Annotated in this window: 24 protein-coding genes and 4 pseudogenes; 20 read left to right on the forward strand and 8 right to left on the reverse strand. The window is 67.9% G+C overall.

The features are described 5' to 3' along the window. Positions 1-98: 98 nt before the first annotated feature. The 7 genes and pseudogenes from ACIBG6_RS36130 to ACIBG6_RS36160 all read left to right on the forward strand — a co-directional run. Positions 99-223 (forward strand): annotated as a pseudogene (locus tag ACIBG6_RS36130) (IS5/IS1182 family transposase); the annotation flags it as partial. Next, on the forward strand, positions 193-750 hold the full coding sequence (locus ACIBG6_RS36135) for a multiprotein-bridging factor 1 family protein (protein WP_399226986.1): 558 nt from the start codon (positions 193-195) through the stop codon (positions 748-750). The pseudogene ACIBG6_RS36130 and the gene ACIBG6_RS36135, both read left to right, overlap by 31 nt. Before the next feature lie 221 nt (positions 751-971). After that, complete coding sequence (locus ACIBG6_RS36140) at positions 972-1,619, forward strand: Mu transposase domain-containing protein (protein WP_399226987.1); 648 nt, start codon at positions 972-974, stop codon at positions 1,617-1,619. 57 nt (positions 1,620-1,676) lie between these two features. Beyond that, the gene (locus ACIBG6_RS36145; protein WP_399226988.1) at positions 1,677-1,952 is read left to right on the forward strand and encodes an ATP-binding protein; all 276 of its coding nucleotides are present in this window, start codon (positions 1,677-1,679) and stop codon (positions 1,950-1,952) included. A 226-nt stretch (positions 1,953-2,178) separates the two neighbouring features. Beyond that, on the forward strand, positions 2,179-2,658 hold the full coding sequence (locus ACIBG6_RS36150; RefSeq protein ID WP_399226989.1) for a hypothetical protein: 480 nt from the start codon (positions 2,179-2,181) through the stop codon (positions 2,656-2,658). A gap of 315 nt (positions 2,659-2,973) precedes the next feature. Continuing rightward, positions 2,974-3,276 carry a hypothetical protein gene (locus ACIBG6_RS36155; RefSeq protein WP_399226990.1) on the forward strand — a complete coding sequence of 101 codons (303 nt, stop codon included), beginning with the start codon at positions 2,974-2,976 and terminating at the stop codon, positions 3,274-3,276. Positions 3,277-3,378: 102 nt separating this feature from the next. Then, a complete protein-coding gene (locus ACIBG6_RS36160) occupies positions 3,379-4,254 on the forward strand; it encodes an IS5 family transposase (protein WP_399226991.1) in 876 nt (291 codons plus the stop codon). Here ACIBG6_RS36160 and ACIBG6_RS36165 read toward each other — a convergent pair. Both ACIBG6_RS36165 and ACIBG6_RS36170 read right to left on the reverse strand, forming a co-directional pair. Next, positions 4,249-4,707, reverse strand: a complete 459-nt coding sequence (locus ACIBG6_RS36165; RefSeq protein ID WP_399226992.1) for a hypothetical protein — start codon at positions 4,705-4,707, stop codon at positions 4,249-4,251. The genes ACIBG6_RS36160 and ACIBG6_RS36165 overlap by 6 nt on opposite strands. Before the next feature lie 563 nt (positions 4,708-5,270). Beyond that, a complete protein-coding gene (locus tag ACIBG6_RS36170) occupies positions 5,271-6,251 on the reverse strand; it encodes a hypothetical protein (RefSeq protein ID WP_399226994.1) in 981 nt (326 codons plus the stop codon). Positions 6,252-6,628: 377 nt separating this feature from the next. On the opposite strand from ACIBG6_RS36170, the gene ACIBG6_RS36175 reads away from it, so the two are divergent. From ACIBG6_RS36175 to ACIBG6_RS36190, 4 genes and pseudogenes are all read left to right on the forward strand, one after another. Beyond that, complete coding sequence (locus tag ACIBG6_RS36175) at positions 6,629-6,775, forward strand: hypothetical protein (RefSeq protein ID WP_399226995.1); 147 nt, start codon at positions 6,629-6,631, stop codon at positions 6,773-6,775. Positions 6,776-7,009: 234 nt separating this feature from the next. Further along, on the forward strand, positions 7,010-7,768 hold the full coding sequence (locus tag ACIBG6_RS36180) for a hypothetical protein (protein ID WP_399227117.1): 759 nt from the start codon (positions 7,010-7,012) through the stop codon (positions 7,766-7,768). A gap of 320 nt (positions 7,769-8,088) precedes the next feature. After that, a pseudogene (locus tag ACIBG6_RS36185) lies at positions 8,089-8,718 on the forward strand (cation transporter); the annotation flags it as partial. A gap of 79 nt (positions 8,719-8,797) precedes the next feature. After that, positions 8,798-9,580: a sulfite exporter TauE/SafE family protein gene (locus ACIBG6_RS36190; protein ID WP_399226996.1), complete on the forward strand. Its 783-nt coding sequence runs from the start codon at positions 8,798-8,800 to the stop codon at positions 9,578-9,580. A gap of 14 nt (positions 9,581-9,594) precedes the next feature. Here ACIBG6_RS36190 and ACIBG6_RS36195 read toward each other — a convergent pair. After that, positions 9,595-9,749 (reverse strand): annotated as a pseudogene (locus ACIBG6_RS36195) (hypothetical protein); the annotation flags it as partial. Between the two features lie 133 nt (positions 9,750-9,882). Here ACIBG6_RS36195 and ACIBG6_RS36200 point away from each other — a divergent pair. Both ACIBG6_RS36200 and ACIBG6_RS36205 read left to right on the forward strand, forming a co-directional pair. After that, positions 9,883-10,538 (forward strand): annotated as a pseudogene (locus ACIBG6_RS36200) (IS5 family transposase). A gap of 76 nt (positions 10,539-10,614) precedes the next feature. Next, entirely contained in the window at positions 10,615-11,661 is a 1,047-nt protein-coding gene (locus tag ACIBG6_RS36205) for a hypothetical protein (protein ID WP_399226997.1), read from the forward strand. A gap of 114 nt (positions 11,662-11,775) precedes the next feature. On the opposite strand, the gene ACIBG6_RS36210 is transcribed toward ACIBG6_RS36205, so the two are convergent. Further along, positions 11,776-12,900, reverse strand: a complete 1,125-nt coding sequence (locus ACIBG6_RS36210; protein ID WP_399226998.1) for a DUF2461 family protein — start codon at positions 12,898-12,900, stop codon at positions 11,776-11,778. 110 nt (positions 12,901-13,010) lie between these two features. Here ACIBG6_RS36210 and ACIBG6_RS36215 point away from each other — a divergent pair, with 110 nt between their 5' ends. Continuing rightward, complete coding sequence (locus ACIBG6_RS36215) at positions 13,011-13,583, forward strand: hypothetical protein (protein ID WP_399226999.1); 573 nt, start codon at positions 13,011-13,013, stop codon at positions 13,581-13,583. Between the two features lie 958 nt (positions 13,584-14,541). On the opposite strand, the gene ACIBG6_RS36220 is transcribed toward ACIBG6_RS36215, so the two are convergent. Next, entirely contained in the window at positions 14,542-15,309 is a 768-nt protein-coding gene (locus ACIBG6_RS36220; RefSeq protein WP_399227001.1) for a MerR family transcriptional regulator, read from the reverse strand. 353 nt (positions 15,310-15,662) lie between these two features. On the opposite strand from ACIBG6_RS36220, the gene ACIBG6_RS36225 reads away from it, so the two are divergent. From ACIBG6_RS36225 to ACIBG6_RS36245, 5 genes are all read left to right on the forward strand, one after another. Then, complete coding sequence (locus tag ACIBG6_RS36225) at positions 15,663-16,631, forward strand: hypothetical protein (RefSeq protein WP_399227003.1); 969 nt, start codon at positions 15,663-15,665, stop codon at positions 16,629-16,631. 236 nt (positions 16,632-16,867) lie between these two features. After that, entirely contained in the window at positions 16,868-17,425 is a 558-nt protein-coding gene (locus ACIBG6_RS36230; protein WP_399227004.1) for an IS630 family transposase, read from the forward strand. A gap of 552 nt (positions 17,426-17,977) precedes the next feature. Further along, entirely contained in the window at positions 17,978-18,979 is a 1,002-nt protein-coding gene (locus ACIBG6_RS36235) for a DUF6192 family protein (protein ID WP_399227005.1), read from the forward strand. A 2-nt stretch (positions 18,980-18,981) separates the two neighbouring features. After that, positions 18,982-19,419 (forward strand): hypothetical protein, encoded by a 438-nt coding sequence (locus tag ACIBG6_RS36240; protein WP_399227006.1) that lies wholly within the window; start codon positions 18,982-18,984, stop codon positions 19,417-19,419. Continuing rightward, the gene (locus ACIBG6_RS36245) at positions 19,419-20,276 is read left to right on the forward strand and encodes an IS5 family transposase (protein ID WP_399227007.1); all 858 of its coding nucleotides are present in this window, start codon (positions 19,419-19,421) and stop codon (positions 20,274-20,276) included. The genes ACIBG6_RS36240 and ACIBG6_RS36245 overlap by 1 nt, the downstream gene beginning before the upstream one ends. Positions 20,277-20,361: 85 nt before the next feature. On the opposite strand, the gene ACIBG6_RS36250 is transcribed toward ACIBG6_RS36245, so the two are convergent. Continuing rightward, a complete protein-coding gene (locus ACIBG6_RS36250; protein WP_399227009.1) occupies positions 20,362-20,937 on the reverse strand; it encodes a hypothetical protein in 576 nt (191 codons plus the stop codon). Between the two features lie 92 nt (positions 20,938-21,029). Further along, on the reverse strand, positions 21,030-21,716 hold the full coding sequence (locus ACIBG6_RS36255; protein ID WP_399227010.1) for a hypothetical protein: 687 nt from the start codon (positions 21,714-21,716) through the stop codon (positions 21,030-21,032). Between the two features lie 298 nt (positions 21,717-22,014). On the opposite strand from ACIBG6_RS36255, the gene ACIBG6_RS36260 reads away from it, so the two are divergent. Continuing rightward, the gene (locus tag ACIBG6_RS36260) at positions 22,015-22,554 is read left to right on the forward strand and encodes an SMI1/KNR4 family protein (RefSeq protein ID WP_399227118.1); all 540 of its coding nucleotides are present in this window, start codon (positions 22,015-22,017) and stop codon (positions 22,552-22,554) included. Positions 22,555-22,620: 66 nt separating this feature from the next. Here the strand turns inward: ACIBG6_RS36260 and ACIBG6_RS36265 are convergent, their stop codons facing one another. Further along, a complete protein-coding gene (locus tag ACIBG6_RS36265) occupies positions 22,621-23,313 on the reverse strand; it encodes a transposase family protein (protein ID WP_399227011.1) in 693 nt (230 codons plus the stop codon). Positions 23,314-23,591 lie beyond the last annotated feature (278 nt).

Below are 23,591 nucleotides of genomic sequence, written 5' to 3' on the forward strand. Positions count from 1 at the left end.
GCCGGATGACTGGGAAACCGTCATGTCCGGTTCGGCGGGAGGCCGCGCGGAACAGGACTCGCTCACAGCGGGCACCTCACCGCGCGGCCGACCCAGCCGCCTGGCTGCACCAGTTCAAACGGCTCCGTATTTCCGATACGAGCGACGCGCCGATCTCCACCAGGGCCTGCTCGAACTGGCCTGCAGCCTCGTATGCCTCCGCCGCCTGCGAACCTCATTCTGAAACGATCAGTTAGTGAGGAAGAACTGCTCGCCGCCGCTGACGAGTTGCTGGCGGAGGTGCCGCAATTTCCGTCCCCGGCAGAGCGTGCCCGTCTGCGTGAGGCCGCCGGTATCACCCGGGCCCGACTCGCGGCCGCGCTGAAGACCACGACGCAGACGATCAAGAACTGGGAGAACGGCAGGAGTGAGCCGCGCTCACCGCGTCTGGAGGCGTACCAGCGGATTCTGAGCGGCTGGGCGGCAAAGCACCCCACACACGGCACACCGACCGCAGCGCCGGCCCCCGCCCCGGCACCACAGCCGCAGGCACCGGCCGCGTTCAGCGGACCCGCCACCCCTACCTCGCAAGCGGAGCCTGTCACACCGCTACCGGCTCCCGCCGTGGCGAGCGCACCCGAGCATCCGATCGAGTCCGGGCGTCCGGTCAGACGCTTCGCGCCATCGCGGCTGCCGACGGTGAACAAGGCCGCCCCCGCCCGCCACATCAAGGGCGACGGCCACGACGCCGTCATGGACGAAGGCGAGTAACCCCACGGCCACCATGGCACCGGCCCGCCCCGAACGTCGGCAGAGGCCACAACCTCCCACGCACCCGCCCACTATCAACCTCTCCCCAAGCACCCACCACAGCGCGCGTCTCACCGGCACCAGAGGCCCCACGGCCCAGGCAAGGCGCGCGACCTGACCCCGCTCACCAGCCCTGGGCCCGGACACCCCCGCCCCCAGCCCTCCGAGGGGAGCTCAACCAGATGACCGGAGAGATCGACGACGCCCTGGAGCGCGCCGACCAGGAGCACTTCACCAGAGAGCACCTGGTCCCGGTCCCCGACGTCGACACGCTGGCCGATCTGAACTTGCGGATCGAGCAGATCGAAGTGGATGAGGATGCCCGGCACATCGACAACCGGCCCACGTCGGTGGGCTTCGACTTCGACTACGAGGCCCCGCTCCTGGCGCCGTTGCCGGTCGAGGAGTTCGACGTCGGGCTGACGCTCACGCCGAAGGTCGACAAGACCTCGCGGATCACGGTCCGCCAGAACAAGTACTCGGTGCCGGCCCGGTTCCTCGGCCAGAACGTCCGCGTCTCGCTGCGGGCGGACGAGGTGTGGGTCTTCGAGCGGCACGACCTCGTCGTCCGTCACCCGAGGCCGGCCGGCCGCTACGGCTTCCGGGATCTGCTCGACCACTACCTGGAGACCTGCGGACCTAGCCCGGATTCGCGGGCCGCGGCCAGGCCGGTGGAGTTCTCCAGGGCGCGGTCTGTTCACCCCGGTCCACGACGCGTTCTGGGCGGCCGCCCGCGAGGCCAGAGGCCGGGCGGAAGGCACCCGGGCCCTGATCGACGTCCTCCTGAGCGGGCGCGTCCGCTACACGACCGCAGCGAACCTGGTGAATGAGCTGGCCGAGGCCGCCAGTGACAGCCGCTGGGCCGCACGATCACGAAGTACGGCCGGGTGGACCTGTTCTGCCTGGACGAGCTCGGCTACGTCAAGCTCGACCGGCACGGCGCCGAGCTGCTGTTCCAGATCTTCACCGAACGCGAGGAACGGCACGGGATCGTGATCGCCTCGAACAGGCCGTTCACCGAGTGGGACCAGACTTTCACCGACAAACGGCTCTGCCAGGCCAGCCTCGACCGGCTCACCTTCGAGGCCCACATCATCGAGACCGGCACCCATTCCTTCCGCCTCGCCAGCACCACCGCCAAGCGCAGAGCGGCCGCGGCCTGATCACGAGAACGGACCCCCGCCGGGCTTACCGGCCCTCGACCAGCTAGACCCCGCGAGAGGGCGGGCGGCCACTTCAGGTTCCCCACGTATGCAGCTAGAGCATTACGTTCCGTGACGATTTCTTGATCAAGATGTAGCCCATGCGGTAGATGGCAGACCGTAGCATTCTCGGCCTCCGCCACTGCCCGAACCGCGAAGGCAGTGCTACGTCTCAGGAGTTATCGCTGTGAGTTCCGCCGTGCCCGCCGACGGGCGATCCGACTTCGACTTCATCTTCGGCCGCTGGCAGGTACGCAACCGCAAGTTGGTCGACGTCACCGATCCGACCTGCGAGGAGTGGATCGAGTTCGATGCGACGGCTGCTGCAGAGCCGATCCTCGGTGGTCTGGGGCATGTCGACCGGATCTGGACCGATGGCTTCGAGGGGTTCACGCTGCGGCAGTTCGATCCGGAGGCCAAGGTGTGGCGGATCTGGTGGGCTTCCAGCGGCCGGCCTGGGCACCTGGACCCGTATGTCGAGGGCTCTTTTATCAACGGCGTCGGCCAGTTCACCTGCGAGGACTACCTGGGAGGGCACGAGGTCAAGGTCCGATTCCAGTGGACCACCCTTGATCTGGAGGCCCCACGGTGGGAGCAGGCGTTCTCATACGACGGCGGAACCACCTGGCGCACCAACTGGACCATGGATCTCACTCGGGTCTCGTAGGCAGCCCCTTCACACTCGGTAACCGTTGGCGGCCGGATAGCTCCCCGCTATCTGGCCGGCAACGGGGAATGCCAAACTGGCCGCTGACACGCGAGGCCCGAGTGGCTCACTGGGAGACTGCAACGAGTTGAGTCTCTCGGGTGGGGGCGGGATATGAACCGAAGACTGTTCGGTCTGGCATGCACGCTGATCCTGGCGGCATCGGCGAGTGCGACCGGCTGCGGCCGCTACTCCCCATGCCCGGGGGCGGGCCAGCGGCCGGAGGGAATCAGCACGCAGGACCTGGTCGGCACCTATCAAAGCGCTGTCGGACGCGTGACTCTCAGCAACGACGGGACGTTCACCACACTCGGGTGGCCCGCAAGTCTCGAAGAAGCCACCGGTGACCCGCAGAGCAGAACCGGAAGCGGAACCTGGAAGCTAACTCCCACCGACGACTCCGACTGGCCTGTCTCCTTCACCTTCCACAAGATCAGCGGCTACTGGGACAGCGCTGTCAACGGTGGGTACTACGGAGACGGTCTTTACGTCAGCGGCAGTCGAGAGAATCCACACCTTTACGGATACGTCGGCGACCCCGACAGCTGTGACCTCGACACCTTCACGCGCAACCACTGAGACACGCTTCCCACGGCCTCTGCCGATGAACCTGGGCGTCGTTCGCACGTGAGCTAGGCCGTGTATCGAAAGTGGATCTTGGGCCGTGAATGATCTGAGGGCATGGGGCGGGGAGATCTCACGGACGAGCAATGGGCGGTGCTGGAGCCATTGGTGCCGAAGGGTGCCAGGGCAGGGCGGCCGCCGGTCTGGCCTCGCCGGCGGCTGATCGACGGCATACGGTTCCGGGTCCGGACCGGTGTGCCGTGGCGGGACGTGCCTGCCGAGTATGGGCCGTGGGGCCGGGTCTATGACCTGTTCCGCAGATGGCAGCGGGATGGCACCTGGCATCGGATCTTTACCCGTCTTCAATCCCTGGCCGACGGGAAGGGCGCGATCACGTGGGACCTGAGCGTCGACTCCACTGTGTGCCGTGCCCATCAGCATGCGGCCGGGGCCCGCAAGCGGGGCGACTTGCAGAAGGAACCGCCGGGCGGCGTGTTTGCCGAGCCTGGTGATCACGGGCTGGGGCGCTCGCGCGGCGGGTTCACCACCAAGCTGCACCTGGCCGTCGAGCAGGGCCAAAAGCCCATGTCGATCGTGGTGACGGCCGGGCAGCGCGGGGACTCGCCGCAGTTCGAGCCCGTGCTGGAGAAGATTCGCGTGCCCCGCATCGGGCCGGGCCGGCCACGCGTCCGGCCCGATCGCGTGCGGGCTGACAAGGCGTACGCCTCCCGCAACAACCGGGCCTATCTGCGCCGCCGCGGAGTCCGCTGCACCATCCCGGACAAGGCCGATCAGGCCCGCAACCGCCAGAAGCTCGGCTCTCGCGGCGGCCGGCCGCCGCACTTCGACCTGGTCGACTACCGCGAGCGTCATGCGGTCGAGTGCGGGATCAACCGCCTCAAGAGGAACCGCGCTGTCGCCACGCGCTATGACAAGCTGGCGGTTCGCTACGAGGCGACTGTGCTGGTCGCAGCGATCAACAAGTGGCTATGAGCCTGTCTCGCGCGTCATCACGTAGGTGTTCCCGCGGTCGGAATCGCCGTAGAAGAAGAACAGCTTCAACTCGTCGTGCTGATCGCGGTCCACATAGAAGGACCACGCGTATGTCGATGGGGGTTCAGGAGTCGAGGTGTCGGTGGCCGTCGCGGGGGAACGGCTCTCCACTCGGGTCCGGGCTGCCAGCGAGAGCCGGACGACCTGTCCGCCTTCGTCGTCGGTCAGTTGCCAGGTTCCCGTGCCGGAGAGGCGCCAGCCGTCCTCGAAGTCGAAGTCTTGCCCGTCGAGCTTTTCGAGAAGAGCCGATCCGTCTTTACGAAGCACCACGCGGGTCCCCTCGACGTTTTCCCAGCTCCCAGCGACTTCGGCCGCCGTGGCGTCGTGGAGCCCTGTTCCCTCGTAGTGCTGATAGGGGCCGGCGCACGCCGTCAGAGCGGCCAAAACCACCATCAAGCCACCGAGGGCCGCCCCCCCCACGTGCGCAGCCTGCTTCCGCCCGCCATCAGGACCTCCCCCTCAGCCCGCATCGGCCAACCGATAGGAGTGGGCCGTGGAGAGACACCTTGCCAGACCTATTGAACGCGTTCAACTCTGTGATTGAAGAGGTGGCACGTATCCCCGCGGCTCGCGCATCCAGTGCTGCCCGCAGCCACCGATGAGCACCGCGAACAGCGTTTTCGATACACGACCTCGTCGGCCACACCCAACAAGGCACGCCCGCGAAACGTCACCCGATCGAGGGGTGGGGCGCCGCGGAGCAGCTTGCGCAAATCGCCATCAGCCAACGGCAGTCTGAGGGATCGTGAGAGTCCTGTCGGAAACTACAGAAACGATCCGCCACCCATCCGGCACGGCCTCCCTCGGTAGGCAGGGTGCAGGGATGGCCTGGAGGGGCCTGGCGGCGCGGCCCGAGGTGTCGAGGTCGGCGGTCCACCGGTCCTACAGGCGCGGCGCTGTATCGCCGTACGAAGGAGGCCGCCCTCGGCCGGTCGGCCTTCTCCGTACGGGGTCTGTCAGTCGTCGGTGGCGTGAGGGAGGCCGTCGTCGAGAACGATGCGGATGGTTTCGCCCTGGCCGGTTACGTCTGCGAGTTCGTCGGCGATCCGGTGGTAGGAGGTCGTGGCCAGCGCCCAGTCGGCTCCCAGGGGAGCGGCGGTGGAGCGGGTGTTCCACAGCTCGATCAGCAGGGCGATGAGGGAGCGTCCGGACAAGACGGTCTGGACGCGGCCGTCCTTGATGTCCTCGACGGCGGGCGGGGTGTGGAAGTGGCCATGGTCGGTGGCCAGGCCGGAGAGCCATTCCCAGGTGTCGCGGTGCGCGACGACTTCGACGGAGGCGACGCCGGCGGCCAGGAGCAGCAGGACTCCGTGCCTGACCTCGGTGTTCTCGGACTGGATTCCGGGTGCGTGCGGCACGGTGGGGGAGGAGACCGCGAGGGCGTCGCCACCGTGATAGGCGGCCTCGATCGCGTTCTTGAGGGCGAGGTCCTGGTCGTCGCCCGCGAGTACGGTCTGCGGCTGCTGTGCGGTGTGTTCCACGGTCCCCCTCTGCGCTTCGGTCTCGGCGTGCTGGTGTGATTCGGTGGCAGCGGTATCCGGCCCGGATCCGCGTCGGGCCAGCGGCCAGGGGTCGTCTGGCTGGGCGGGGCGCTCCGGCTCTTCCTCCGGTTTCAGATCGTCGGCCTGCTCCGGATTGCGGTCCGGGGAAGTGGTGAGGGTGCGCAGGGTGCCCGCGAGGTCGAGTAGCTCGCGGAGTTCGCTGCGGGTCTCGTGGAGGTCGTTGATCATCCGGTCTTGACGGCGGCGTACTTCCCGGTTCTCCTCGCGCAGTCCGGTGACGCCCGTCATGACAGCTTCCTGGAGCTTGAAGCGGCTCTGCGTGATCTCGCCGTGCAGCGCGGCGAGCCCGACGGTCGGGTCGGTGAGGACGTCCAGATGCTCCCGAACAGACGCAAGCTGTCTCAGTGCCTCATCGAACGACGACTTCCACCCCATGCAACCTCCTGGTTACTCTTGGTTGACGACCGCTCGTATCTCCCCACAAGAACTTCGTATGACGCGGCGGTTTTCAGCCCTTCCCCTGACCGAAGGCAAGCTCTGTCAGCGAGACGCCGGCGGGGTGCTCGCCATCCGAGGGCGGGGCCAGCGCCTGGCCGTTCCCCTGTTCGTTCATCGCACCCTTGGTCTGTACGGTGCCGCGTCGACGTCGTGAAGCGGGGCGTGGCCTCGTAGGCCGGCACGTCGGTCCTCCAGGAAGCACGACGCCCCCGGCATCTGCCGGGGCGATGGGTCTCTGCCTGGGGTGAAGGGAGTCGGTGACGGGACCTGGAAGCGGCGTCATCTGCCGTCGTGCGGGGGAGTGGTGCGTAGGCATGCGCGGACTGCTGGCGGTACTACGTGCGCGGGCCTTCGGGGACCGTCGTCGTCCGGTCGGCGTGTCGATGGAGGACGGCCAGGAGCAGGCCGGCCTCCCGCCCCGGGCCTGTGGATGGGGCGCGGTCTGGTCGCCCTCGGTCTGACTGCCGGGGAGATGGAGACGGAGTGGCAGATGCGGCTGCTGTACGGGCAGGGCCAGCACCTGGACGCCGACCGCATCGAGGACGAGCTCCTGGGCGAAGGAAGCTTCTCTGGGCGATCGCTAGCACTGCGGGGCGGGAGGTGGTCATTCTGATGGCAGCGGGAACCCTGACCAGGTAAATTAGTGATCTTCGGCTGGCGAAAGCTGCCGGAGTCCCCAAAGGCGAACGCCTGTGATGAACCTCGATCCACCCCCCGCGCGCCTTCGTCTCGATGCCGCGCTGGACGGCCTGGCCGTCACCTTCCGCGGGATGACCGCTCACCCCGACGAGTCCAACTGCGAGTGCCACTGGGGTAGCGCGGAAGACCTCGCGCGGCTCAAGGTGGCGGACGAGGAGCTGGACTTCGACCTCCTGCAGCGCACGTGGCAGGCCACCGACTGGACGGACAAGGCGTCCGTGCTGCGCCGGATTCTGCCTCAGTTCGCCTCGGCTCTCGTCAGCGGCCTCATCGAACCCCTCTTCGGCATGGAGAGCGTCGGGCTTGCGTTCGCTCTTGGCAACTGGCAGGAGTGGCCTGGCGAGCAGTCCGCCGCAGTGGAGGAGTTCCTACAGGCCTGGTGGGCGTACACGCTGACCGATCCGGATCCCTCCGTGCCAGCGCATGACCTCCTTGTCCTGAGTGCCGAGGCCTCGGGCACGCTCACCCCGTGGCTCGACACCTGGGAAGCGGCGAGTGACCCTGTTGCAGACGGACACCTGGCCGAAGCGGCAGACCAATGGGAGTACGACCTGCTCGGTGACCGACTTCCCTGGAGCGCTTGGGAAGACGAGGAAGAGATGCGCGTCGAGCTGGCTTCCTGGCTTGTCCGCCACGCGCCTGCCCGCCTCCGTGCCCATGGCGCACCGACGGACCTCCTCCACCGGATACGCCTCCTCGGCGTCACCGGCCCCGACCGCTGGGAGGACCCGCACTGGCCCGGCCACCGCTACTGACCCCACCAAACCGCACGGCGCTCCCTCTCCACCAGCCAGGCTGCGTCACAAGATCAGCGACAGAGCCCGTTCGCTCGTACTTCCTTGAGCACATTCCTGAGTACGCCGAGACGAGACCGACACGCGCTCGGGGACCTCCCACCGCACCTGGCCTGGCCTGGCTCTGGGTGATCACCGGTTGTCAGGGGTGTAGGCGGCCGGTCTTTTCGGGGTGGGCGGCTTGGACGTAGCGCATGGCGGTGGAGTCGGCGATGGCGAAGCGGCGGATGAGGCGGAGATGGGGTCGGCGCTGTGGCGGGCTTCGGCGAGAATCCGGTCCCATCGAGGCCGTCGTCGCGATCACCGCGGGCACGATGGCCTCCTCCACGGCGCTGATCGGCTTCGGCCTGGACTCCGTCATCGAGGTGTCCTCCGCCGCAGCGGTCGCCTGGCAGTTCTCTGCCCGCGACCACGCCGTGCGTGATGCCCGGGAGAAGACGACCCTGCGGATCATCGCTGTCTCCTTCTTCGCACTGGCCGCGTACGTGGGCATCGACGCCGTCCGGGCCCTGGCCGGCACCGGCGAGGCCGTCCGCTCCGTCCCCGGCATCGTCATCGCCGCCCTGTCCCTGGCGATCATGCCGTTCCTCTCCGCCGCCCAGCGCCGCGCGGGCCGCGAACTCGGCTCCGCCTCGGTCGTCGCAGACTCCAAGCAGACCCTCCTGTGTACCTACCTTTCCGCCGTCCTGCTGGTGGGGCTGGTCCTCAACGCCACCCAGGGCTGGTCCTGGGCCGACCCGATCGCCGCCCTGGTCATCGCCGCCATCGCGGTGAAGGAAGGCCGCGACGCCTGGCAGGGCAAGGGGTGCTGCGCACCCACCGCCCACGCGCCCACTCCGGCGCCCGCCGGGAGCACCACGTCCGGCACGGACGCGTGCGGCTGCAAGCCGGGCTGCACCTGCTGCTCGTGAACATCTCGTTGCCACTTCTCGATCCCGCCACCGGCCACGTCGATACTGACGGGGCGATCAAGGAGCAGCGGGGGCAGCGGTGGAGTGGACGATCTGGGCAGGGTTCGCGGCCGCCCTGCTCATCTCGACGGTGACCGCTCCGGTCGGGGTGTCCGGGGCGGTCTTCCTCCTGCCGGTCCAGCTCAGCGTCCTCGGAGTGCCGAGCCCCGCGGCCACCCCGACGAACCTGCTGTTCAATGTCGTGGCCGGGCCCGGCGCACTCTGGCGCTACCGCCGCGACGGCGCTCTGCGCGGCGGCTTGGCCCGGCGCCTCGTCGCCTGGACGCTGCCCGGCGTCATCGCCGGCGCGGCCATCCGCGTCTTCGCTCTCCCCGGCCCCGGCGTCTTCCGCGTCCTGGTCGCCGCCTTCCTGCTCCCGCTCGGCGCGTGGCTGTGCCTGCGCACCCTGCGCCCCGCCCGGCGGCGGCCGGACGCGGCCGAGCCGTCGGCGCGCGTGCTCGCCGCCGTCGCCCTCACCGTCGGGGTGATCGGCGGGATCTACGGCATCGGTGGCGGTTCCCTGCTCGGGCCCGTCCTCGCCGCGCGCGGCATGCCGATGACCCGCATCGCACCGGCCACCCTCGCCGCGACCTTCACCACTTCCGTCGCCGGGGCCGCCGCCTATGCCGTGCTGGCCCTGATGAGCCCCGGGCCCGTCGCGCCCGACTGGTGGCTGGGCCTGGCCTGCGGCCTGGGCGGGCTCGTCGGCGGCTACCTCGGAGCCCGCCTCCAGCCCCACCTGCCCGAGACCGCGCTCCGGCTACTGCTCGGCGTCCTCGCCGCCGCCCTCGGCGCGCTGTACGCCGCCCAGGCTCTGGACTGACCAGGCGCGGCCGGTCAGTGGCCACGCAGGGCGGCCTGATGACCGCCATCCCGGTGAGGCAGACCAGCGCACCGATGACGTCAAAGCGGTCGGGGCGGTAGCCGTCGGCGACCATGCCCCAGGTGATGGAGCCAGCGACGAAGATACCGCCGTACGCGGCGAGGATCCGGCAAGGCGGGATGCAGAGACGCGGTCAGGATGCCGGGGCGAACCGCGTCAACCTCGACGCCGCCCAGCCTGCGAGCTTCTCTCTGCGCTGGCGCCCACCTAGGCAGTTTCGTTTGGATCAGTGGGACGTTGATCTGAGCGTGTCGCTGACTGATGCCCAATGGGCTCGGATCGAGCCGCTACTTCCGGACCGGACGCCGAAGAGGGGTGGCCGTTGGCGGGACCACCGTGAGGTGATCGACGCGATCGCCTTTAAGTTTCGGACGGGAACACAACGGGTCCATCTGCCGGAGAAGTACGGGAACTGGCGAGGCGTCTACAACCGACTGCGGATGTGGGCCTTCGATGGCACCTGGGAGCGGGTGTTCACGGCGCTGATGGCCCAGGCCGACGCCGACAAGGAGCTTGACTGGGTCGTCTCGGTGGACTCCACAATTGTGCGCGCTCATCAGCACGCCGCTGGAGCCCGGGCGACGCACCCGCCTTCATGGACGTCATGGCCGGCCTGCGTGTACCGCGTCGCCGCGGACGGCCCCGGACCAGGCCGGACGTGGTCATGGCGGACAAGGCGTACTCCTCTCGCGCGATCCGCGATCACTTGAGTAAGCGAGGCATCCGTGCGGTGATCCCCGTGCCGGCAGATCAACGTTACAAGCAGCGCAACACCGTCGAACGGTGCATCAACCGCCTGAAGCAGTGGCGCGGCATCGCCACGCGCTACGAGAAGACCGCGACCATCTACCTGGCCGGACTCCGTGTTGCTGGGATCTTCCTTTGGTCTGCCTGCTGACTCAGGCAACCTGTCTGGTGTCAGCTGACGGGGATCGGTACACCCATTGTCAGCGGTGGCTGGCAGCATCACCGCTATGAGCGCCATATTCACCACCCAGCCGCGGCCGTTCGACGTCACCGCGCTCTTCCCTCAACTGGCCCCGCTGGCGCGGACGGCGACCCGGCTGCACCCGCGGCCGGGGGCGCCGACCGTGCAGGACAGCTCCGTCGGAGGGCCGCTCCTGTGGCCCGCCGACGAGCCGTGGCCGTACTGCGAAGAACCGCACGACAGGCATGCGGCGCTCAGGACTAACTCCCCGGACGACATCCGGCTCCAGCGCCGCATCCTCGCCGCAGCGGCCGAGCGCCTTCACCTCGATCCCGAAGCACCCGAGCGGACCCCCGAGGAACAGGAGACCTTGGATCTGATCAGGGCGGGCCGCCCATGGTTCGACGGCCCGATCCCTCTCGTGCCCGTCGCCCAGTTGTACGCCCGCGACATCCCCTTCCCCTGCCCGTCCGACGCGGACCTGCTCCAAGTCCTGTGGTGCCCCTTCGACCACGAGATGGCACACCCGAAGACCGCCCTCTTCTGGCGGTCCTCCGCCACCGTCACCGACGTCCTCGACGCACCGCCCGAGCCGCCGATCGTCCAGGACGGCTGGTACCTCCCGGAGCCGTGCCTGTTCTCACCGGAGCAGGTCACCGAGTTTCCCAACCCCCTGGAGCTGGACAACGAGGTTCGGGACCAGCTGGACGACAGGAGCGGCTGGGAGACGATCGACCCCGAGCAGTACAACTCGTACGCGTACGATCCGGGCGAGCTCTACCTGAACAACCTCTGCACCGCCCCCGGCTGGAAGACCGGCGGTTGGACCCGCTGGAGCCCCACCGATCCCGTCGACCGCGCCTGCCCGGATTGCGGCACCGAGGCGGTCCCGCTCCTCACCATCGCCTCATCGGAATGGGACGGCGGCAGTGCGACCTGGATCGCCGACGAGGACCGACCGACCCCGGGCCCGCCGCCCCTGGGCGCCCGGGACGGCAACTTCACCTTGATCGACATCACCGGAGGCAACAACCTGCAGCTCCATGTCTGCCCGTCTTCTCCGTACCACCCCCACTTCGAACTGCTCCAGTGAGCGCGTGCGGAAGTCCTCCCCGCCGACGCCTACCCCACAATCGACACCGCGATCGACTCTCCGGTCAGCGGCCTTGACCAACTATCGAAGATCCAAACGACGGGCCCTAGATGATCATGCCCAGGAGCAGCGTGGATAGGCTCCATCCCACATCTTTCGCATCTTGGTCTCCGGGGCACAGCAAGGCACAGCCCTCCCGGGCGGGCCGCGAATGCAGGTCGCCCCGGGCACTGTCCTGACGCGGCGCTCGGGTCCTGCATCCGGCCAGGGGACCGGTGAGCATCTCCAGGAGCAGACTGTCGGGCGCGAGGTGCGGGACAGTGTGACGGTCCGGTCGCCGTTTTCGAGGAAGAGTCCGATGCCGGCGCGGATGAAGCGGTCGAGCCAGTCGTCCGTGCGAGGAAGCCGGCGCGCGTTCCGCACGGAGTCGCAGCTCCATGTCGGTAATCGCCGGCGCCGCCGACCGGCGGCGACGGCGCGCCCCGCTGAACTGCGCTTCTCACGGTGCCTCACGCTGCTTGATCTGCGGTTGTCTCGGCTCGCGGTGCCTCCCCGTCGGGGTTGGCGACCCGAGCGTGGTTCCTCCCGTGCCGCGCGGCACCCGACGTCAGGGGCAGGCTTCACATGGCGGACCAGCCACATCAGCAGGGCGTCCAGGTCGGCGGCGGCCGAGAGGACCCGGTCGACTGCCTCGGGGGTGTGCAGCCACTCCTCGCAGCCGAGGGGACGGGCGGCGATCAGCGAACGGTGGCGCAGCAGGTTCGTACGGGAGTGGTTTGTCGGGTAGCCGCGTAGAGGGCGTTTCATCACGTCCCCCGAGATGTCATAGCCCTTCTCCCTCACGTCCTCGACGATGGCGGACAGTTCGCGGCCGCTCCCCTCGGAGGCCACGGCTTTGCGGAACATGTCCACCTGGCCGGGATCGGGGTACCACCAGGCGCCCTGGATCCGCAGGCCGTCCAGGCCGAACCGGAGACCGATCTCGATCTTGCGGCCGAGCCGGATCACCGCGCTCTGGTGCTGCCACCACCAGGAGTCGGTGCGGTAGTGCCAGACGGAGAAGTCCTCGTATCGCGGGTCGGTGTCCGCGACCTCGTTGAGCAGGGCGATCATCGGCTGCCGGACCAGGCGTTCGCGGTCCGCGCGATAGAGCTCGCGGATCGCGTGAGTCGGTTCGCCTTGGAGCTGCCACAACACGTCCATGGCCTGCTCCGGCCAGCCGGTGAACTGTCCGCGCATGCGGGCAGGTTAGCTCACGTACGATCCGCCCGCGGAGCCGCGCTCATCTTCCCCGTGGCACACTTCCTTCCCTCGTCACGGGGGTGCACGGCCCCTGTACGTTGAAGGGGATGCTGATGAACCGGGTGGGGTGGGCTGCCGCCGGCATGGTGGCAGTGATGCTTGGCGTCACCGGCTGTGGGGGCGCGGGTGGCACGCAGGAGAAGGGCGGAGTGTCCGCGACCTCCGCTGCCTCGGCCACGGCGCGGCCGGAGGACTCCGGGCCGATCACCAAGGCGAAGATGCGCATCGTGCTCGCCGACGTGACCGCCGATGTCGGGGCCCCGCCGAACGATCCAGACTGGGCACGCATGGACGCGAAGTTTCAGATCGGCACCCTGGGCGACTGCACCGTCAGTTACAAGGGGTTCGACACGGCCGCCGCCACGCTGGACGTAGCCCGCACCAACGCCCTGGCGGACGCGCTGACCGGACGAGGGTGGACGGAGGCCCGCAAGCGGAAGGAGCGCACAGCCGCGGACGGCACGGTCGACCTGGTCGAGGGGGTATTCAAGAAGCGCGGCTGGACCGTGGTCATGGAGTACCGGCTGTTCACCGATAATCGCTCGCTCGGTCTGACCGCCTTCGACGAGGCCTGCGTCAGGAAGGTCCGCGTGGCTGGGGGTGCCGTGCTCCCCGACTGATCACGCAAGGTCAGATCAGCCCTGCACCCGGGGCTGGCCGTTCCGCGTCCACGCCGCTCCGCGAACTCCAAGACCTCGGGCTCGACTTCGCTCCCCGGCGGGGGCCATCGACGCGTCAGACCACCTCGGCCCGCAGCGCCTCGACGGTCATTTCCAGCTCCTTGCCTGGGCGGCTCGGCTACGGCCGGTGTCTTTCGCATCGCCATCCTCCGGCAACGAGGCGTGCTGCCTGGCCACATCGAGGATCGCCAATCTCGCACTCTCTGGGCCGAGGCAACGGAATGACTGGGCGACGAGCCGCACCGGTTTGACTGGCTTCGGTCCGGCAGCGTCGGGATCCTGCCTTGGGCGGTCGACGGTGATCGAGAGCTTTGCACGGCCACGCCGCTGCAGCGGGGCACCGGACAGCCCGGGCCCGCCCGCCCAGAAACGGGGCTTCACGTGACCCCACACATCCTGACCGAGGCTCGGTGGGCGTTCCCTGGAGCGTGTTCGTGTGAGGCGGTCGGCGGGTGGGGGAGTCCGGGACGGGCCGGGGTGGCGGGGAGATCAGGTTCGGACTCTGGCGTCTGGAGGCACGGCGTGGCTGTTCGTCCCGGACACGCCGGTGAGGTGCCCGGGGTGCGTTGAGCGTGCGAGCGCCGGGGCCGGTGGGTGTCCAGCCGTGCGACGGAGCTCGATGGGGGAGGCCACCGCCGCGTCCGGCTTGGTCTGTTCGGGGGCGCAGTCGAAGTGCCGGCGTCTTCGGGACCCGTGCCGGCGTTGAAGCGACATCCACCCCCTCGTGCCGCGGCGGCCGGTACTCCTGGCGGAAGCGGGACGTTCCCGTTGTGGTGGGGACGCGGTTTGTGGTGTGGCGTTGTCTTTGCGTGTGGTTCGCGGACGTGTTGTCGAGTGGCCCTGGATCCGGTTCTGTGGGGCTTTCTGGTGGTTGTCGCGGTGCGCGGGCTAGGGCGAGTCATTCGGTGTTTTGGAGTGGCTCGAGGTCGCTGTGTGGGGTGTTGTGTGGTGTCTGTCGGGGTGTTCGTAGGGGCGTGGTGCTGTGTGTGGTTTCCTCTGTGTCGCTGATCGTGTGGTGTCGGCGGGTTCCTTGGGGGTGTTCGTTGTGGGTTTCGGGCTGGTTGGTGTGGTGGTGCTGATGTGCCATTCGGCGTAGGGCTATTAGGGCTGGCTCGAGGAGGATGGTGAGGAGGAGTGCGTGTTCTGCGTGTTCCTGAGGGTTGCTGAGGTCTGTGAGTTGTTCGAGGTCCGTGGTTGCGGTTTGTTCGGCGAGCTTGGCGTAGGTCAGGAGTGTTTGATGGTTCAGGGGTATGCCGAGTCTGTGTAGTGCTGTGAGGGTGTCGGCGAGAGCGGTGCGTGCGGGAGCTGTGTTGTGGATGTGCCAGCCCAGGTCTTGGATGAGCGCGTCGACTTCGGCGAATTGTGCGGTGTCGGGGGTCGGTTGGTGGGGGTGGCGGATCGCGTCGAGGGCGATGGTCATGGTGTGGCCGGATTGCGCGCTCTCGTTGTCGGTCAGCGCGAGGATCACTTCTTTGGTGGTGTTTACCGAAAGTCCGCATGTGGCGATCAGGGCACGTATGAGGTGCAGTCGGCGGAGGTGTTGGTTGTCGTATGCGGCCTGTGTGGTTGCGGTCGGTGTGCCTGGGGGCAGTAGTCCCTCTCGGATGTAGTACTTGATGGTCGCGACGGTGACTCCGCCGTGCCGGCTGAGTTCGGAGATGCGCATCTGGCCGCGGTTCAGGCGTTGGTGGCGTGGTGGTGTGGTGAGTGTTCCGCTGCCGGTTCGTCCCCCGGTGTCAGGCGGTTGAGGGTGGGGGACGACGGGTTCCAATTCGGCATGAAAGTGCCTCTCTTCGGCGTCGATCTTCGACTGCTTGGCGGCCGAAGGGCCGTCATGTTCGCACCGCTGTTGATGGGTTGACATCTTTCGGTGTGCGGTGTTTGCCGGGCGGGGGTGCGTTGTCGCGCGTACTTGCTAGCTGTTTGGAGCAGGGCAAGGGGGAAGTGGTTTTTGCTGTGGTGGTCGTCCACACTCGGCTGGCGTGATGTCGGTGCGCCGGGCTTGAGGAGGGTATTCGCGTGAGAGAGACGGCCGCGGAGTCGGTGTCTGTTGGGTTACGTCCTACGTCGTTGTTCGTTTCGGGCAGTTTCCCGCGGAGGCGGGGGCTGATCGTCCTCCTCAGCCTGATCGGTGGCGTCCTTATCGCCTATGCGTGGTCTGCCAAGTTCGTTGATCATGAAATAGGGTTCAGGACCGCTGACACGCTGTTGGGGCACAACCCCGAGACGACGCCGATCGCGGGTGTGGCTGCGGGGGTGGTGTTCGCGTTCGTTACTGGCTTGGCCGGTACGTTCACGGCCTGCAATATCGCGGTCTTCGGGGCTGTAGGGCCGTTGGTCGGGCGGAGCGCGTCGCGACGGAGCCGGTTTCTTCATACGGTCAGGCCGTTGGGGTGGATGGCTGTCGGGATGATTCCTGTCTCGGCTGTGTACGGGGTGATCGTGGGGTTGGCCGGGACAGGTATGCCGCAGTTTTCGACTTCCGGGGGCGTCGCCGGCGGGATTTCTCCTCGGATCGTTCAGGCGATGATCACTTTCGGTGTGATCGGGCTGATCATGACGGTTCTGGGTCTGGCGGCTTTGGGTGTGGTCAGCGATCCGCTGGCTTCTGTTTCCCGGCGGTTTCGGAACGCACCTTTGGTGTTGACCGGCGCACTGGCCGGCGCGTTCCTTATCGGGCGGCCGTATCCCTTGTTCCGGAGTCTGTTCCGGCACGCCGCCGTCACCCATGATCCGCTGTACGGGGCGGTCGCCTTCTCTCTGCAGTCCATCGGCAACGTGCTGGTGATGGCGGTGTTGTTCCTCGTCCTGTCCTACGGTGTGGGCGGGCGGCTTCAGCGCTGGCTCGCGGCAAAGCCCGGCAGGGCTGCGACGTTGACCGGTTCGGCATTCCTGGTCGCCGGTGTCTTCACCTTCGTCTATTGGACTCTGCGTATCCTCGGCAGGTTCGAGTACATCTGGTTCCCGACCGCGCCGTGGAACGGATGACGGCGGTTCTATTTGTGTGGGTATCGGTGGGTGTTATTGATCCGAAAGGCGTTGAGTTCAGGCTCGTTGACGGTGCGTGAGTGATCTGGCGGGGGACGCGCGGACCTGGTCGCCGGACGCGCAGGAGGCGGCCGTGCGGTTGCTGGCGGTGTCAGCGCTGACGGAGGCCGGGACCGGGTGGAGGTTGCCGCCCTGTTCAGGATGTCGGTCAAGGCCGTGGACAACTGGTGGGCGAGATGGCAGGCCGGCGGCCGGGACTCGCCGACCAGGTAGGCATCGGGCCCGACCAGGTCACCGGCCGCACCTGGGGCGCCAAGGGGCAGACTCCGATCGTCCGCCGTACCGGAACCCGGTTCTCTGTGAACGCGATGTCCGCGATCAGCACCCGTGGCCGGATGCACCTCATGGTCTTCACCGAGTTGTTCGACGCGAAGGTCATGTGCCGGTTCTTCGCCCGGATCGTCGGGCACTTCGACCGAAAGGTCCACCTGGTCGTCGACCGGCAGTCGGCCCACCGCTCGAAGGCCGTCCAGTCATGGCTCGCCGAGCACGTCGACGAGATCGAGCTGCCCTTCCTGCCCTCGTACTCACCCGAGCTGAACCCGGACGAGCTGGTCAACGCCGACCTCAAACGCAGTCTGTCCCACACCCACCGGGCCAGGAACCAGGCCGAACCCGCCGCCGGAACCTGCAGGTTCTTCCGCCGCCGACAACGCCAGCCCCACATCCGCGGCTACTTCGGCGGCCCCACGTCCCCTACGCGACGTTCGACCGTTCTCAGTAGGTGTTTTTGAACTCTGGTCGTGGGGTGTGTACGGCTGGATGATCTGGCTTGTGGCGTCTGGCGGGGTGGGCCGGCGGTACTGCCGGGAGTGTGGTGATCCGCTTGCGTCGTCGATGGCGGCGGAGGCGGTGTTCTGTTCGGGTCGGTGCAGGTCGCGCCGGTGGCGAAGGCTTGAGCGGGCCCGGCAGCGGGTGGTCGCGATGCGGCGGGGCGAGCAGGCGGAGTGTCCGGTTTGCGGGCGAGGTTGGACGGTGGGGGTCGAGCGGTCGCGGTCTGCCGTCTACTGTTCGTCGCGGTGCCGGGTGCGAGCATGCCGTTAGCGGGCGGCGTCACGGAACGACGTTGCGGAAACGCCGTAGCCGAACGCCTCGCCGCCACCACCGGCCACGGCCGTTGTTCACCGGCTTCCGGCAGCTGTTGATGGTGGCTTCAAGCGCCCCCGTTTCACGCTCTGCCCCGTCGTGCCGGGGCCCGTCACGGTGGAGTGACCTGGGCCGGAGCCTCCCCAATATCGGTCAGTGCCAGTGATCGAGCCCGGCCCGGAGGTGAGGTGGTGGTCATCGTGTCGGAGCGGGTAGGGAACGTCACCAGGTCGCGTTACGAACAGCTCGTCGCCGAAGCGCGGGAGCTGATCGCGCAGGTTTCGAGGGCCCAGTTCTCGTTGGGCGACAAGGCGCTGGAGATCGAGCCGATACGGCCGGTGGGTGGGTCGATGCCGAACGGCACGGATGACCTGTTCACGGTCGAGGAGTCGCTCGCGCTGTTCGCCGACGACATCGGGGTCGCGAAGTCGACGGTGGAGGACTGGCGGTGGACCGCATCTCGCTGGCCGGTGGTGAAGAGGAAGGACGACGTGTCGTTCACGGTCCACCGGATCCTGGCGTCGGTCTCGGACGAGTCCGAGCGGTGGGCGGCGATCGAGGACGCGCCGTTCAATCAGCGGACCGGTCGGCGCGGGTGGACCCCGGACGCCGCGAAGCGCCTGGTGGGACAGCGGGTCGAGCGGCCGGTCACGGTCGAGGAGAAGGTCCGGGCCGCCGCCGACCTGACCAGGGACGAGGAGGTTGCCGCGATCGTCTCGGCCGATCTGCTGCGCAGGCCGACGGCCACGGCCCAGCTCCCGCCGGCCGAGCGTGTCCGTGTGGTCCAGGAGCTGACCCGGGATGACGAGGTCGCCAAGACGGTGACTACGGATCTGCTGCGGCGGCCGACGGTCGCACGGGAGACGATGCGGGACGACACGGCCCGGTTCCTGGTCAACCGGGCCCAGTTCGACAACTCCGCGCAGGTCAGGGAAACGATCCGCGAACGCACCCCGGCCGTCCGCAAGATCGAGCACACCATCGAGTACCTGGACCTGGTCGGCTCCTGCCACCAGTACGTCGCCACGCTCGGGCGGCTGGTTCCGCGACTTCGGGGTCAGGAGTTCACCGAGGATGAGCGGGAGACCGTCCGCCGCGGGATCGAGAAGGTGAGAGCGGCGGCTGAGTGGCTGGAGGCGGCGGTCGACAACGGCGAGTTCACCCTGGACGAGCAGCTCGCCAAGCTCCTCAAGGGCGAGTAGCCGTGGCCCGCCAGACCCGGCCGCTCGCCGAGCACTACGGCGACCTGGTCCGCGTCTCCCTCATGGAAGCCCGCCCCGCCGGCCTCCAGACCAGACAGCTCGTCTCCGCGACACGCTTGACGAAGTCGCAGGTCGCGCGAGGGGTCCGGCACCTGCGGGACGTCGGTGCAGCCGAGCACCTGACCCCGATCATCTGGCGCCGCCGGGACGGCTACATGTTCTCCGAGGACCCGGCGGACTGGATCGAGTATGAGAAGAAGCAGTTCCAGCAGATCCTGAGCCGGCTCACCCGGATGATCACGGGACGCTCGACCCGCACCTGGCCCGCTACCCCGACGACGAGTGGGCCCAGCTCGCCGCCGCCCAGCTCACTGGCGTCCGCGCGACGCTGGCCCAGCTCACCCGGTAGCCCGACCTCAAACTCCTTGACGAGCCCGTGATGCCCGCTTCCTCGCGCCGCCGCAGCCGCTATCCCTCCGACACCACGATCGCCGAGTGGGCCCTGATCGAGCCCCTGCTACCGGTGCCGGCCTGCCAGACGAGGACGGGCGGGCACCCGGAGAAGTGGCCGCGGCGGGACATCGTCGACGCGATCCGCTACATCGTCGACAACGGCGCGAAGTGGCGGGCCCTGCCGGCGGACTTCCCGCCGTGGGAGACGTGTTACGGGTTCTTCTGGCGGTGGAACCGGGTCGGGGTGGTGGCCTTCATCCGTGATCAGCTGCGGCGGCGGATCCGTACGGTCAAGGGCCGCTGCCCGCACCCGGTCACGCTCATCGTCGACTCCCAGAGCGTGAAGGGCGCCGCGACTGTCGGCAGCAAGACCCGCGGCTACGACGCCGGGAAGAAGATCAACGGTCGCAAGAGACACATCGCCGTCGACACCCTCGGCCTGCCCGTGATGATCACGGTGACGCCCGCCAGCATGACCGACCGCGACGCCGCCCGCGAACTCCTCTGGCGCCTGCGCCTCACCCAGCCGCAGATCACCCAGGTCTGGGCCGACTCCGCATACGCCGGCCAGCTCGTGAACTGGGCCGACGACCGTCTCTGGATAACCCTGCGAACCGTCTCCCGCCCCCGCGGCGCGAAGGGCTTCGTCGTCCTGCCCCGCCGCTGGAAAGTCGAACGCACCATCGGATGGGTCATGAACGCCCGCCGTAACGTCCGCGACTACGAGCGCCTCCCACAGCACTCTGAAGCCCACCTGAACTGGGCACTCATCACCGTCATGACCCGTCGCCTCACCCGCAAAGGGCCCACAGCCGGATGGACGAGGAAGCCCCGGCCCGTCTGATCCAATCCGCTCGTCGCCCTTCGGGCCGTCGTCGTTCTTCTTCCCTGATCGGTCGGGCCAACGGGTGACGTACGTTTCTGGCTGCTCAGTCCTCACCGATTACTTGCAGCGCTTCGTCCCAGACGTTGCCTCCGTCTGCCCAGGTCCAGAGCCAGTGGCGCAGCGAGGACGCCGCGTAACGCAGGCCGTCGTGAGGTTCCTGTCCCCAGTCCGGCTCCCAGCCGTCGGCGTCGTAGAGCAGTACGGGCTGGTCGACCGCTATCAGCGAGACGTACCACTCCATGGTGCAGCCGCCGCCCGTAAGGTAGAGCCACGACCTCGGCGGTGCCCAGCCGGGGCGCTGGTCGTGGACGGTCAGCGCACAATGCCAGTCCGCCAGATACCCGGGCGGTCGGCGGCCCTCTGTCAGCGACGCGAGGCCGCCTTCTGGTCCAAATCCGCCGTCACCGATCTCGGTGTAGATGCGCCGGAGCAGGTCGGGCAGGCGATACCCAATCTTCCGTTCCGCGCGCTCGACGTCGGCCGCAGCAAGCGGTGGGAAGGGCCCCTTCGGCATGACGGTGGGGTACGGGACCACACCTCCGGCACCCCATGCAAGGGCGTGAAGCCTCTCCAGCAGCGCGTCGTCATCCGCGGCAGTGCGGTGGGTGGGATGGGTCACGCAGCGGGAGTTTAGTGCGAGGCACTGCCAGCAAAGCGGCGGTAGGCCTGATCCAGGACAACAGCGTCTTCCGCATCAGAGCAGGACCAGGTTCAAAAACACCTACTCAGCGAAGTTTGACCGGTGCCGATATCGGGCTCGGCCTGAGGTTCAGGCGCGCTAGAGGATCCGGCCCCACCAGGGCTGCTGTGCAGGGGCGCCGGGGTCTCGGCGCTGACGGGGCCGAGGCCGCTCTCGATCGGGGTGTCCCACTCGATCCGGGCGCCAGGGAACCAGGTGACTGGCTTGGTGTCTCCACGAGTGTTCGCCCAGGCGGCGCTTCGTAGGGCAGCCCGCCGGTCGGGCAGCAGACCGCGTTCATCGGTATCCACTCCGAGGTGGAGCCTGCCCTCCTCGTACAGGCCGTTGCAGAGCCAGGTGTGGAGCAGGCCAAAGTCGTAGCCGAGTACCTCCCAGCCGAGCTTGTGCCCGTCCTCGGCCACCTCCTGGGCGGCCTCGCCGGCGCCCTGACTGTCGAGGTGGGAGAGCAGCACCGGCTCGTCCGTCCCGGCCGCGCGGATGTCGGCGACGAATCCGCCGACATGTTCGGAGGGCACCAGCAGGGCGTACAAGCGTGCCTCCACGGGCAACTGGAGAGGCAGGCAGGCCGCGAGTGCCTCCTGCGCCGTGCCGAACCAGCAGCCATCATCCGGAAACCGATCGATCAGGCAGTCGGACGCCGACGTCAGCCGCTCAGTACGGGGCAACCCCGAGACCGTGAGCGTTTTCAGCTTCGCCACCCCAGGGTGACGCCGTGGCCCTCGCTTGATCCGGGAAGCTCCTCGGCTGGGCCCGCCGGGCACAGTGGGTTGTCTGTGAAAAGTCGAGGGCGGTCACTTCGCTGAGGGGCCGACCCTGCGCTTCGGGCCGGAAGATGATCGTGGGGAGGGATGGAACACACGCTCGAAGTACCATCCCTGCAAGGTTCTCCGGCCGATACTTCCCAACCTCCACAGTGGCGTAGTCGGACGGAGACATCCCTGTAGAGAGGACAGAGGGCAGAGGGCGATGAGTGTGACTGAGAGTTGGTCGCGTGTGATGAGTCTTCTTCGGGAGCACGCGCCGGCCGATCACGCAGATCTGCCAGGGCCCGCTACGGAGCAGATGCTCGCGGCAGCCGAGGAACGGATGGGGATCTCCCTGCATGGGGACCTGCGGACGTGGCTGTTGCAGAACAATCTGGATCTGCTAGAGGGAGACGTCGACGACGAAGTGGCATGCTGCGGCTTCGACGGGTTCCCCGACGAGGGGAGCTTCTTTCTGGGCATCCGGGCGATGGAGAGGCTCTACGCGAACCGCTCCACGTCCTGCGGATTCGACCCTCCGGACCAGCCGGACTACCCGTTCTGGCGGAATGAGTGGATCCCGTTCCTGTCGGACCAGGACGGCTGGATGGGAAAGTTCATCGATGTGCGGGACGGGCGCGTCGGCAGCTGGTTCGTGGGTGCCCCCACGGTCACGGGCGAGTACGAATCGATGGCCCAGTATTTCGACTCCGTGGCGGAGACGCTGACGAGGATCGCCGATGGAAGCTCACCGGTCTGTCGGTTCACCGAAGGTCGACTTGTCTGGTCGTGAGACGGCTCCCAACTGGATGACGGCCATTGCCAATCCGTCCTCACCCTGGAACGGCAATGAGATTCATCAGCGTTGACGTGCCAGGGTGAGGATGGCTGCGGCGATGACGGTCATCCGGTTGGGGCTGCAGCGGGCCCGGCGGAGGATCTGCCCGGACTTGAGTCGCGCGATGCTTCGTTCGACCGGTGCTCGTGCCGCTGACAGGGCTCGGTTGATCGCCCGCTGGGTTGTGGTGAGGTCTTGGCCGGGAAGCCGTCTGATGAGCGTGGTCACCCAGGGGCCGGCCCCGATGTAGGCGCGGTCGGCGAGCACGGGAACGCCCTGGCGTTCGCAGATCCGGATGATGCGGTGGGTGCGGGCCGCGGTCAGGTCGTGGGTGCGGCCGGGCAGGGCGGGTGAGATCCACAGCAGCTTGCCGGTGGGATCGGCCACAACCTGCACGTTCACGCCGTGACGGCGGTGCTTCTGGGAGAATTCGGCCCGGCTGTCGCCGACCCGGTCGCACTCGGCGAGCGTCCCGTCGAGCAGGACGTGATCAGGATCCGTCTCGCGCAGGACCCGCAGCAGACCGGGTGCCCGGCGGGACAGGTGATCGACGACGGCCGTGACGTAGGCGTGGGCGGTCCCGACGGATATGCCGAAGCCGGCGGCGATCTGCGTGAGCGTGTCGTGCCGGCGCAGGTAGACCAGGCCGACGAGGGCGCGCTGGTGGGGCGGGAGCTTGCAGCGTCGGTCACCCTCACGGGTGACGATGAGCATCGATACCCACTCGACCAGAGCATGAGGCAGGTCGAGTGCGGCAGGACGGGACCAACGGGGCTCCTGTGCTGTTGAGTTGAGACGTCGAGTCTCTCTCAACGGCACGGGAACCTCGTGGGTTGCGGGACGCTGGCCCGTCACCCGATCAGTGGCCACTCTGAAAGAGCTCCGTGAGCCGCTCGGGCACCACAGCGAAGGAGCCAGCGAGCAGCATCTCGCCGGGCACGTCAACGTCGGAAGGAAGACCCTCAATCATGCCCGCACCGTACGTGACCTGC

The organism is Streptomyces sp. NPDC050842, assembly GCF_044456565.1.
Lineage (GTDB): Bacteria > Actinomycetota > Actinomycetes > Streptomycetales > Streptomycetaceae > Streptomyces.

Coding starts and splice junctions, on each gene's coding strand:
- ACIBG6_RS36230 (WP_399227004.1), top strand. CDS start 16,868: ATGGCAGGCCGGCGGCCGGGACTCGCCGACCAGGTAGGCATCGGGCCC.
- ACIBG6_RS36140 (WP_399226987.1), top strand. CDS start 972: ATGACCGGAGAGATCGACGACGCCCTGGAGCGCGCCGACCAGGAGCAC.
- ACIBG6_RS36265 (WP_399227011.1), bottom strand. CDS start 23,313: ATGCTCATCGTCACCCGTGAGGGTGACCGACGCTGCAAGCTCCCGCCC.
- ACIBG6_RS36135 (WP_399226986.1), top strand. CDS start 193: ATGCCTCCGCCGCCTGCGAACCTCATTCTGAAACGATCAGTTAGTGAG.
- ACIBG6_RS36220 (WP_399227001.1), bottom strand. CDS start 15,309: ATGCGCATCTCCGAACTCAGCCGGCACGGCGGAGTCACCGTCGCGACC.
- ACIBG6_RS36160 (WP_399226991.1), top strand. CDS start 3,379: ATGGGGCGGGGAGATCTCACGGACGAGCAATGGGCGGTGCTGGAGCCA.
- ACIBG6_RS36165 (WP_399226992.1), bottom strand. CDS start 4,707: ATGGTGGTTTTGGCCGCTCTGACGGCGTGCGCCGGCCCCTATCAGCAC.
- ACIBG6_RS36245 (WP_399227007.1), top strand. CDS start 19,419: ATGCCCGCTTCCTCGCGCCGCCGCAGCCGCTATCCCTCCGACACCACG.
- ACIBG6_RS36260 (WP_399227118.1), top strand. CDS start 22,015: ATGAGTCTTCTTCGGGAGCACGCGCCGGCCGATCACGCAGATCTGCCA.
- ACIBG6_RS36215 (WP_399226999.1), top strand. CDS start 13,011: ATGCTGATGAACCGGGTGGGGTGGGCTGCCGCCGGCATGGTGGCAGTG.
- ACIBG6_RS36175 (WP_399226995.1), top strand. CDS start 6,629: ATGCGCGGACTGCTGGCGGTACTACGTGCGCGGGCCTTCGGGGACCGT.
- ACIBG6_RS36210 (WP_399226998.1), bottom strand. CDS start 12,900: ATGCGCGGACAGTTCACCGGCTGGCCGGAGCAGGCCATGGACGTGTTG.
- ACIBG6_RS36170 (WP_399226994.1), bottom strand. CDS start 6,251: ATGGGGTGGAAGTCGTCGTTCGATGAGGCACTGAGACAGCTTGCGTCT.
- ACIBG6_RS36180 (WP_399227117.1), top strand. CDS start 7,010: ATGAACCTCGATCCACCCCCCGCGCGCCTTCGTCTCGATGCCGCGCTG.
- ACIBG6_RS36205 (WP_399226997.1), top strand. CDS start 10,615: ATGAGCGCCATATTCACCACCCAGCCGCGGCCGTTCGACGTCACCGCG.